The organism is Elusimicrobiota bacterium (assembly GCA_016706425.1).
GTDB lineage: Bacteria > Elusimicrobiota > Elusimicrobia > FEN-1173 > FEN-1173 > JADJJR01.
Window position 1 is genome coordinate 1 of sequence record JADJJR010000003.1, and the last position, 10390, is coordinate 10390.

9 protein-coding genes and 1 pseudogene are annotated in these 10390 nt (G+C 59.6%); 9 read left to right on the forward strand and 1 reads right to left on the reverse strand.

What is annotated here, in order from left to right:
• The 9 genes and pseudogenes from IPI56_11095 to IPI56_11135 form a co-directional block, all read left to right on the forward strand.
• Nucleotides 1-732: thermonuclease family protein (locus tag IPI56_11095; GenBank protein ID MBK7546269.1), on the forward strand; the 732-nt coding region annotated here is incomplete at its 5' end.
• A 258-nt stretch (nucleotides 733-990) separates the two neighbouring features.
• Nucleotides 991-1218: a hypothetical protein gene (locus IPI56_11100; protein ID MBK7546270.1), complete on the forward strand. Its 228-nt coding sequence runs from the start codon at nucleotides 991-993 to the stop codon at nucleotides 1216-1218.
• An 81-nt stretch (nucleotides 1219-1299) separates the two neighbouring features.
• Nucleotides 1300-2529, forward strand: a complete 1230-nt coding sequence (locus IPI56_11105; GenBank protein ID MBK7546271.1) for a TolC family protein — start codon at nucleotides 1300-1302, stop codon at nucleotides 2527-2529.
• Entirely contained in the window at nucleotides 2526-3083 is a 558-nt protein-coding gene (locus IPI56_11110) for a hypothetical protein (GenBank protein MBK7546272.1), read from the forward strand. The genes IPI56_11105 and IPI56_11110 overlap by 4 nt, the downstream gene beginning before the upstream one ends.
• A gap of 17 nt (nucleotides 3084-3100) precedes the next feature.
• A complete protein-coding gene (locus IPI56_11115) occupies nucleotides 3101-6241 on the forward strand; it encodes an efflux RND transporter permease subunit (protein MBK7546273.1) in 3141 nt (1046 codons plus the stop codon).
• Nucleotides 6238-6564 carry a P-II family nitrogen regulator gene (locus IPI56_11120; protein MBK7546274.1) on the forward strand — a complete coding sequence of 109 codons (327 nt, stop codon included), beginning with the start codon at nucleotides 6238-6240 and terminating at the stop codon, nucleotides 6562-6564. The genes IPI56_11115 and IPI56_11120 overlap by 4 nt, the downstream gene beginning before the upstream one ends.
• 206 nt (nucleotides 6565-6770) lie before the next feature.
• Nucleotides 6771-6866: pseudogene (locus IPI56_11125) on the forward strand (SEC-C domain-containing protein).
• Nucleotides 6863-7483, forward strand: a complete 621-nt coding sequence (locus IPI56_11130; GenBank protein ID MBK7546275.1) for a cation transporter — start codon at nucleotides 6863-6865, stop codon at nucleotides 7481-7483. Before IPI56_11125 ends, IPI56_11130 begins: the two are co-directional and overlap by 4 nt.
• 1890 nt (nucleotides 7484-9373) lie before the next feature.
• Complete coding sequence (locus IPI56_11135) at nucleotides 9374-9607, forward strand: prepilin-type N-terminal cleavage/methylation domain-containing protein (GenBank protein ID MBK7546276.1); 234 nt, start codon at nucleotides 9374-9376, stop codon at nucleotides 9605-9607.
• Nucleotides 9608-9961: 354 nt separating this feature from the next.
• Here IPI56_11135 and IPI56_11140 read toward each other — a convergent pair whose 3' ends face one another.
• Complete coding sequence (locus tag IPI56_11140; GenBank protein MBK7546277.1) at nucleotides 9962-10381, reverse strand: hypothetical protein; 420 nt, start codon at nucleotides 10379-10381, stop codon at nucleotides 9962-9964.
• Nucleotides 10382-10390 lie beyond the last annotated feature (9 nt).

Genomic DNA, 10390 nt, shown 5'->3' on the forward strand with positions numbered 1-10390 from the left:
CGGTCGGCGGTTAATTACCAGTTGTTGGCCACCTACTGGGAAATAGGTGGGCGGATTGCCATGGAAAATCTGACGGCCAATGTTGGATATGAAAAGGCGGTCTTGGCTCGACTAGCCAAGGACATGCAGACCGATGTGACCACCCTTTACCGTTGCATCCAGTTCCATGGCGTATACAAAGCTGTTCCCCGGAGTGATTTTTTAAGTTGGAGCCATTACCGCGTCCTCCTGGCAATTAAAGATTCGACCGAGCGGCGAAAATTCAGTGACCTTGCCGAAAAAAACCGTTGGACTCGGGATCAATTACTGGAAGCGGTGGAGTCCGCGGGAAAGGATGTCCCCACCGATGGGTCATCAAAGAAATTAAAGCGCCCAACAACGGTTGGCTATGTTTTTAAAGGGATTGTGCTTGATGTGGTTGACGGCGACACATTGGTGCTCGATATTGATTGTGGTTTCGATATTAAGAAGAAGCAACGCATTCGGTTGTCAGGCATAAATTCACCGGAAATCAACACAACAGAAGGCCAAGACGCGGCGACATTTGTTCGAAATCAACTGGCCCAAGCCCCCTTTGTTGTAGTCCGGACCACAAAAGTTGACATCAACGGAAGATTCTTGGGAGATGTGTTCTATAGCTTTGACTCAAAGGCCAACATAGAAGAAGTGTATCGCGGGGGGCGCTATTTAAATCAGGAATTATTGAGCAGAGAAATGGGAGACCGAATGTGAAACAGCAGGAAATAGAGAAAAAGATTGAGCAGGGGAATGCCGGGGAAAAGGCAATGTATCATTGGTTGAATGGAGCCGGTTTATCCAACTTATACGTGAACCAAGACCCCGATACATACGCTAGCCTTTTCAAGAAGGATGTTAAAAGGCCCGCCCTTTTTTGACTACAAGCGGCGCGTCAAGATCAAGGCCCCCACTTGCAGGGGCGTCTCGCGTGTGTTAGGCTCAGGGAAGATGAGAAAGTGGATTTTTCTGTTCATGCTTTTAGGTTTTGGCAATGATATGGCCTTGAACAGCGCGGCGGCGGACTGCCACGGCGCTGTTCCCGTCTGCCATACTTGCACGTGCGTCCATCTCGTCAACAACCCGGATTCCAGGCTTCACCAAGTCATCCCGTCCACTCCGCACGTCGTCCGCGTGGACGCGGACTTGCTGGACTTCCTGTCCGACAAGTCCATTTTTCACCCCCCTAAAGTCTCCTCTTAACCCGCTTCATCTCCACCAATAATATCCCCTGTCCGGCCACCCCCGAGGGCCAGACGGCATTCTGAATCCATAAAGGAACCCATGAAAAATTTATTCGTCGGGCTTCTGCCCTTGTTCATATTCCAGGTCGTCCGCGCGGACGAGCCCTCGTGTCCGTCCTTCGCCTCACCCCAGGACGTCCTGGCGTGCGTCCAGAAAAACCACCCGGACGTTCTCCGCGCCGAGGCCGAGGCCGCCAACCTCGATGCTTTCGATGCCTTCGCCCGCCAGCGTCCCAACCCCGAGCTCGACGCGGAGGCCGTGTCCAACAGTGAAGAGGATGAGGCCGCCCTTTCCGCCGAAGCCGCTTACCTCCATACCTTCGAAATGGGCGGAAAACGCCGACATCGTCTGGATCGCGCCAGGGCGCAAAAAGAAGCGGTGATCGCGCGGGTGCAGAAGACGCGGGAGGAGGTGACCCTTTCCGCCGTCCTCAACCTCTATCGTCTCAGGCATCTCCAGGACGAGCTCCACGCCGTGGAGGAGGCCCAGAACACCTTCGGCACCATCATCGGCCAATACAAAAACCGCCGCCAGCTCTCGCCCGAACAGCAAGTTTCGCTCAACGTCTTCCTCCTTGCGCAGAGCGACTACACCCTGCGCAAATCCCGGCTCCTGCAGGAGCAGCGGGCCTTGAAGCGGTATTTCGATCTCGCCACCGGCGCCGACTTCCCCACGATCCTCAAGGCCCTCCCCGAGCCCAAGACCACATGGCCCGGTCTTACCGCCGCACCGACGATTGCCGGGGCGCTCCGCAAGGAGGCTCAGGCCGACCTCGCCCTCGCCCAAGCTGAATTGGCCCTGGCCGACAGCGACGCCCGGCCCGATCTCAAGCTCGGTCCCAAGGTGGGGATGGAATCCGGACGCGGCCGGAAGAATCGGTCCTTGGGCGGCGCGCTCTCCCTGGACCTTCCTCTTTATCAACAGAACCAGGGTGCCCGCGCCTTGGCGCGCACCGAGGCCCGTCGCGCCGAAGTCAACCTGGCCCAACGCGATCGCGAACTCTCCACGCAATGGCAAACCTGGTTTGAGATCTATCAAGACGCCGTCGCCTCCCTGCGTGGCATGCCCACGCTGGAGCAGATGGAGAAGAAGCACCAGGGCATGGAGAGCCTTTTCGAGCGGGGCCTCGTCCAAAGCGCCCTCGTCATCGAGGCCCACCGCCAAATGACCGACTTCGCCGAAAGCCTCAACGCTCAGGAGCTCCGCGCCCTGGAAGCTCTCTGGTCCATCTACGTTTTGGAAGGCAGTGCCCTTCAGGAGGGACTATGAAACTCTTTCTTTTGATCCTTTGCCTCGCTTTGCCTCTCGGAATTCGGGCCGAGAAACTCCCCCCCGTTCTTCAGGAATCCCCTGCGGAAGAGAGCCACAAGGACCATGAGAACGGGGGTGAGGGCCGGCATGAGGAGGGCGAAGAACACGACGACCAACGGAAAGAAGGCCACGAAGAGGGGGAAGAGGAAGCCTCTTCCGGCGTTGGCCCCGGCAACGCCGTGACGGCCACCGACGCCGAGAAAGGCCTTCAACTCTCCGATGAAGCCGTCAAGACCTTGGAGATCAAGACCCAAGCCGCGCCCGAGGAGTTTACGCTCCCCAAATCGGCCATTGTCACTTTTAAGGACGAGACCGGTGTCTATCGTCTGCGGGATGGTTGGTACAAGTTGATTGAGGGCGAGGCGCGACCGCAGGGCGTTCTTGTCCGATTCATCCCGCAACGGAAGAAGGACCTCCGCCCCGGCGACACAATCGTCGTTGAGGGCGCTCCGCTCCTCCGCGTTGCCGAGCTAGACGCTTTTTCTACCGGCGAAGCCGGGCACGGCCACTAGATTTTTAGGAGACCCTCATGATCGAAAAACTCGTCAGATTTTCCGTCAATAACCGGGGCCTTGTCTTTGCTTTGGCCCTCATCCTCGCGGGCCTGGGGTGGACCAGCTTCCAAGCTCTGCCCATCGACGCCGTGCCCGATATTACCAACAATCAGGTCCAGGTCAACACCGCCGTCGAGGGCCTCACCCCCGAGGAGATCGAGCGCTATATCACGGTTCCCATCGAGAACGGCATGGGCGGCCTGGCGGACCTCGTTCAGACCCGCTCCATCTCCCGGTTCGGCCTCTCCCAAGTCACGCTGGTCTTCGAGGACTGGGTGGATATTTACCGTGCACGCCAGATGGTTTCGGAACGCCTCCAAGGCGTTGTCCCCGAACTCCCGGAAGGCATCCAGCCGGGCCTTGGCCCCGTCACCACGGGTCTGGGCGAGGTGTACTTCTACACCCTTCAGGCCTCCACGCCCGCCGTTGGCGCCGCCCGTGTCGCTCAGCTCATGGAACTCAAGAGCGTCCAAGACTGGTACGTGAAACCCCGTCTCCTCACGGTGCCCGGTGTTGCCGAGGTCAACAGCATCGGCGGTTTCGAGAAACAGTTTCACGTCCAACCCAACATCCGCCAAATGGCGCAATACGGCCTCCACTTCAACGACCTCATCGGGGCCCTGGAGAACACAAACCGCAACGTGGGCGGCGGTTACATCCAGCAGACGGGTGAGCAGTTCCTCGTCCAAGCCACCGGCCTCCTTAAGGACGCGGAAGACATTCGCCATGCACCCATCAAGTCTCTGGAGTCCCTCAAGACGATCCGCATCGGCGATGTGGCCCAGGTCCAACTGGCCACGGAACTCCGCACCGGAGCCGCGCTCGTGAACGGCCGGGAGGATATCGTCGGCACGGCGCTCATGCGCCTGGGCGAGAACAGTCGCGTCGTCGCCCACCGCGTGGCGCAAAAAGTGGCGGAGATAAAGAAGGGCCTCCCCGAAGGGGTCGTCCTTAATGTCCTCTACGACCGCTCTGTCCTGGTGGACGCGACCCTGGGAACCGTCGAGCACAATCTCGTCACCGGCGCCCTGCTGGTCATCGTCATCTTGGTCCTCCTCCTGGGCAATCTTCGGGCCGCGCTCATCACCGCCGTCACCATCCCGCTTACGCTTCTCATCACCTTCATCGTGATGAATCGCATGGGAATGTCCGGCAATCTCATGAGCCTGGGCGCCCTGGACTTTGGCATTATCGTGGACGGCGTGGTGATCGTCATAGACAACTGCGTCCGGCGGGTCCACCAACGCAGCATGGAACTACACCGTGCGCTCAAAAAGGAAGAGCTGGCCCGCACCATCGAGGAGGCCACGCTCGAAATCCGGCAGTCCGCGGGGTTCGGCCAACTGGTCATCGTGGTCGTTTTCCTGCCCATCTTCGCCTTCACCGGCGTGGAGGGCAAGATGTTCGTCCCGATGGTGGGGACCTTCTGCATCGCTCTCTTGGCCGCCTTCGTCCTCTCCTTCACCATCGCCCCGGCCCTCGCGAGCCTCTTCCTCAAGGGGGACGTGGGGGAGAAAGAGCCATGGCTCATGCTCAAGATCAGGCGCGCTTATGAGCCGACGCTTAAATTATTCCTCAAGCATCGTCCCTGGGTTCTGGCCTTGGGGGCCTTTTCCATCCTCCTCGGTGGATTTCTTTTCACGCGTCTGGGCGGCGAGTTCCTTCCTCAATTGGACGAAGGGTCCCTCGCCATCCAATTCGTTCGCCCCGGCACCATCAGCATAGACCAATCCGTGGCCCTCCAGGAGAAGACCGAAGCCGTCATCCGGGAGTTCCCCCAGGTCAGTCACGTTTTCAGCCGCATCGGCACCGCTGAGGTCGCCACCGACCCCATGGGCGTGAACCTCTCGGACACCTTCATCCTCCTCAAGGACAAGGACGGCTGGGAACCCATCGACGGTCGGAAGCCCTCGAAGGCAGACCTCTCGGACGCGCTCGTCGAACGGCTCCGGCGAAAAGTGCCGGGCCAGCGTATGCTCCTCACCCAGCCCATCCAGATGCGCTTCAACGAGCTTTTGGAGGGAACCCGCGCCGACATCTCCGTCAAAATCTTCGGCGACGACATGGACCTCCTGTCGGACCTCTCCGGTAAGATCAAGTCCGTCATAGATAAGGTACCCGGTGCCGGCGACGTGGAGCTGGAGATCCAGGGCAAGTCGCCGCTCTTGCATGTCGAACCCAACCTCGAGCTGCTCCATTCCCTTGGCGTCTCCAACCGCGAGGTGCTGGAGACGGTCGGCACCGCCGTCGGCGGCCAGGAAGTCGGCGTCATCTACGAGGGGATGAAACGCTTCCCCATTGTCGTACGGCTGAACGAAAAGGACCGCTCCGACTTGGACGCCCTAAAGACCCTCCCCGTCGGCATCTCCGCCAACTCCACCGTCCCCCTGGCCGAGGCGGCGAGCCTCCGCTTCACGGACACGTTCGGCGCGTATTCCCGGGAAATGGGCAAGCGCCGGGTCGCTATCCTCGTCAACCCGCGCGGCCGGGACACGGAGAGTTTCGTGGCCGAAGCCCGGAGGAAAGTTGATGAAGCCGTCAAAATACCGTCGGGCTATTTCATCGAGTGGGGCGGCAACTTCAAGAATCTCCAGCAGGCCAAGTCCCGCTTGGCGGTCTTGACGCCCCTCGTCCTGGTTCTGGTGCTCGGCATGATCTACATCGCCTTCCGCAACGTCTACGAGACCTTCCTTATCTTCTCCTGCGTACCTTTGGCGCTGGTGGGGGGCGTCCTGGGCCTCATGCTGAACGGCCTGCCCTTCAGCATCTCCGCCGGGGTGGGGTTCGTGGCGCTTTCCGGCATTGCCGTATTGAACGGGGTGGTCCTCATCAACTGCTTCAACGACCTCCACCGTGAGGGCGTCAAGGGTCAAGACCTCATTCACCAGGGCACGGACTTGAGAATTCGTCCCGTCCTCATGACGGCCCTGGTTGAAATCTTCGGGTTCCTGCCCATGATGCTCTCTTCCGGCGTCGGCTCCGAAGTCCAGCGTCCCCTAGCTTCCGTTGTCATTGGCGGCGTCGTGTCTTCAACGCTCCTGACGCTGGTGGTCCTTCCGGTTCTAGTGTCCCTGCTCGAGAAGAAAATCTGGAGCGAAAAAGAGGTGGAACTATGAAAGAGATTAAGGCTGTTATCAAACCCCACAAGGCGGAAGAAGTGCTCCGAGACCTTCACGCCATTTCCAACCTCCCTGGCTGTATCGTCTCCCAGGTCAAAGGCTACGGGCGTAGCCCCAAAAGCCCCAACGGCGATGTATTGGAGTCGGACGAATGGACCAAGCTTGAGCTTGTCGTTTCGGACCGAATGGTGGAAACCGTGCTCAAGACCATCCAATCCCGCGCCCATACCGGGAACAAGGGGGACGGCAAGATCTTCGTGATCGAGGCCGTGGACGCCCTTGCCATCCGCACGGGCAAACGTGGAGATGAGGCCATCTAAAGATGGACCGCTTGAAACGGGTCTGGGTCGGCGTCACGCACGCCCTTAAAATCCTGGCCGACTCCACGCTTCGCAGGGAAACACGAGAGCAGTTCGAGCGGATGAAGCGGGAGGGTGTGGATACCTCCGACGCCGCCGCCCGCCAAGCCTGGATTCGTGCTCACAGGAAGGACCTCCGCCGCCTCCAGGGCAAGGAGCCCACGCCCCCGCTCGTCCGGCCGGAGCCCAAGATCGGCCGCAACGACCTCTACCCCTGCGGCAGCGGGAAGAAATATAAAAAGTGCTGCGGAGACTCCTCATGAGTTCATGCCACGACCACGACTGCCTTTCATCGCCCCTGCGGGAAGATCACATCCGCGTCCTTAAGATCGTCCTGGCCGTCAACCTCGCCATGTTCATCGTGGAGGCCGTGGGCGGCCTGTTTTTCCGTTCCGTGGCGCTCCTGGGTGACTCCATGGACATGCTTGAAGACGCGCTGGTTTATGCCGTCAGCCTGTACGTCATGGACCGAAGTTCCCGATGGAAGGCTGGGGCGGCCCTGGGAAAGGGACTCGTCATGCTGCTCCTGGGACTGGGCGTCCTGGGACAAACGGTTCACCATGCCTTCTCAGGTGTCGTCCCGTTCGCCGGGGGCATGGGTGCCGTGGGCGTCGCCGCCTTGGCTGCCAACGCTCTCTGTCTCCTCCTGCTTTACAAACACAAAGACGACGATATAAACATGCGTTCTACTTGGCTCTGCTCCCGCAACGACGTGCTTGCCAACCTGGGCGTCATGCTCGCCGCCGCCCTGGTTCTCTGGCTCGGTTCTCCCTGGCCGGACATCGTTATCGGGGGCGTCATCGCCGCCATGATCCTGATCTCCTCCATCGGCATCTTGAGGGAAGCCCTCCACGAGTTGAAGGAAAAGCAGACCCCATGACTTATCACCTGACGGATATCATGTTGAATCATGTGGATGAAATGCCGGAAGGAATGGGTTGCTGAAACGCAGATCGGATAGATTTTATTTTTGTGAGTTGTGGGCGGGTGCGTTATTCAGCGCCCGCCTTTGTTTTTTGGGGGGCAGGTGATTGGCCCCTCGGGGGGTGTGGGGGGCACCAAGCCCGGCAGCCCCCATAATCCCGCCCAAGGCCGGCCCGGTTTTGGTGTATGGGCCGGGCTTGGGGGGAGGGGGGCGGGTGTTGCCGGGCAGCGCCGCCAGCGGTGACGTGCGGGCGGTGTGTGCCTGCACGGCGGCGCAATGGGGCGGCGCTTGCAGAGGCCATCGTCAATCACGGGACTTGTGTGACCTCTAAAAGCGGAACTCGATCAATGGACAATGGAGGTGCCGTGGGGGCGGGTGTTGTTGGTGGACCATATATACTCCCATGGGGAGTATATGGGCCACGGGCGCAGCCCGACAATCCGACGGTGTAACGGGTTGGGCGTTGGTGGAAACGCTGGCCCACATACGTTAAATAATCGTCCCTAGGGGCGACTTCTTAGCCCTGTGCCCCGCGAAGCGGGGCTTGCCTGGCCGCTCCCTACCTATTGCGCGCGACCGAGGGGAGGGGCGAGGCCAACGGCCTTGACCCCAGGCCAGGCAAGGCCGACGACGGGGCGTAGCCACGACGGCGGCTCACAGGGCGGATGGGGGTTCCAGCGCAGCGGGTAGCGTCCAACGGCCCAACTTGCCAAGCCCGGCGACCGCGCACGTTCCTCGTGCGGGCGCGGGGCGACCAGGGGTTCTCTGGTTTTCAAGCGTAGCGGGCAGCGTCCCAGTCCACCCACAAACCGAGCGGGCCGGGCGGCGGCGCGGGTTTCTCGGGCCGACGCGCGGGCCGCGACCCTGTTTTTCCGTCCAACCGCAGCGGGGCGCGTCCGGGTTTTTTTCAACGAACGAATCAACCGCAGTGTGTTCTTTCTTTTCTCCAACCAACCGCCGGGGGTTTCTCCGCCGTTGGCGGGGTTTTTTCTTTCCCGGCCGCCGCGCTCTCGCGCGGGGGTTTTCCACCCAACACCGCCGCCGATGGCGGAAGGTTCCGCGGCAAAGATCAACCCCTTGCCACTATCTTTTCAAAGGGGAAATGGATTGAATAATTCAGTAACGGAAAAGGGCCCGGTATAGCGGTCGAAAAAGTAACGCCCTCGGCGGCGGCACCACCGGCCGCAATGGTTGGTCGATCTCCGCACCCCCCCCTACACACGCGGCAGGTTGGGGGGCCCATCGGCCCCCCCCTCCATTCGCAACAGGTCGATACACCGATCCCCTATAAGGTGGGCCGCAGGTTGTAGTCGCCGGTCAGCTCGTAGTTTTCCCAGTAGCCATGTGATATATTGGGCACGTTCAGGTCGATGGTTTGCGGCCGACTGTTCTTGCTCCACATTTTGAACCATTCCAACCAATAAGGAAGGGCCCGACTCCGAAACGGAGTCGGGCCCTTCTGTTATTTGGGCAGAGGGCGCGGTGGGAGGTGGACCCCCGGCCAGCGTTTCGTTCTCCGGAAGCCACCTGGCCTCCGGCCCCGGCCGAGGTCCGACGGCTATGTCGGGGAAGGGCTTGATCGGCTTCGCAGGACCCTGACCGCGTTCAAAAAACCAAGCCCCCCACCTTGCCCCTGGTCAAAACCATCACCTTCAAAAGGCCGAAATAGACAATGTTGGTCAAGTTCGTTTTTTTCCGAGGCAGACAACATTAAGTCAACGGGCCAATCATGTCCCCTGGTGTGTTGTGCCCCCATGTCGTCGTTTCAAAAGAGAATCCATTGAAAAAAATCGGGAGGAGGATGTAGACTTTAAAGGGATAGGCTTATTTTGAATAGGAGGAGAAATGCGGCCTGGGCGCGGTCGACCTTGGGGGTTCACTTTGATCGAGCTCATGCTCGTGGTGGCGATCATAGGGCTTTTGGCGTCTATTGCCATTCCGAAGTTCGGAAAGCTCATTATCCGATCCAAAGAGGCGGCGGTGAAAGGAAAGTTGGGGTCTCTTCGTAGCGCGATAAGCATTTACTACGCCGAAAATGAAGGTGAATTTCCAACGAACGCACATTGGTTAGGTGCCTAAATACCTGGACGAAATTCTTCCTGTTCGATTCCAACCGCGGCCGACCATGTTGAAGGAAATCGTATTCGGAATATCCTATCCTTCCCGGCCCCCATGAAACGGGGGGCCGCTTTTGAATGGTTTGAACCGTTGATTCCACCCGGGACCCCTATTTTTTTAGTGCCGACAGGGAGGGTTTACATTAATTGCATCCACACGGATTCCCAAGGGGTCCTGTGGAGTGTTTTCTAAAGGTTAAATAGTTGGATGGAAGCGGCCGCGGCCGGTTGATCCTGGAAGGCGTTCGGGTCCAGACCGTCGAGTTCGCAACAATCGTTAGATAAAACGCGCCGGAGGTTCGGGTCTCCCCAAGCGTCAGGTTGCCGTTTTTATGGAAGCCCGCTTTCCTCCCAGGACCATGAGCGCTTTCAAAAAAAACAAGTCCCCCACCATGCCCGTGGTCAAAACCATCACATTCAAAAGGCCGAAATAGACGATGGGGGAAAAGTGGCTCAGCGTCAGGACGCCGAACCCCAAGGCGAGGATCGCAAAGGAGGAAATCGCCGCTTCCCCCTTCTCGTGGGTGACGTCTTCCAGCGCCACGGAATAGGCCCAGCCCTCGCGGCGCCGTTGGGCGAACCGGGTGAAGAAGTGCACCGTGTCGTCCACGATGATGCCGAAGGCCGTGGCCGCGATGAGGGCGGTCCCCGTATCGATGGCGATTCCGAAAGTGCCCATGATCCCGAAGTTGAGGACGATGGGGAAGAGGTTGGGGACCAAAAAGAGGGTGGCCATCCCCGCCGA